Annotated in this window: 1 protein-coding gene; it reads right to left on the bottom strand. The window is 58.1% G+C overall.

Going from position 1 to position 258, the window contains the following annotated elements:
• Positions 1-229, bottom strand: a 229-nt coding sequence (locus QP996_RS11815) for a helix-turn-helix domain-containing protein (protein WP_284872822.1), incomplete at its 3' end; no start/stop codon positions are given.
• Between the last annotated feature and the right edge of the window lie 29 nt (positions 230-258).

Genomic DNA, 258 nt, shown 5'->3' with positions numbered 1-258 from the left:
GTGCCTTGGCGACAGCGTCGAAATCGATCGGGACGAAATCGCCCTGAGCATGGCTGCGCCCGTCGACGAACCAGTCCGCCAGCTCATGATCCGCAACCCCACGAAGTTGCTCACGGGTTGTGATGTTGTGTTCCACCAGCGCATCACGAGCCTTTTGCACCGTGGTGTGCGAGCACCGCAAACTCGAACAGATTTGGCGGACAGACCAGCCTTTGAGCACTTGATCCATTACCGCCCGGTAGTCAGTCACAATCAGAC

The organism is Corynebacterium sp. MSK008, from assembly GCF_030232585.1.
Taxonomy (GTDB): domain Bacteria; phylum Actinomycetota; class Actinomycetes; order Mycobacteriales; family Mycobacteriaceae; genus Corynebacterium.
The sequence above is the reverse complement of the archived record's forward strand: the minus strand, read 5'-3'. Positions and strand labels throughout refer to the sequence as shown.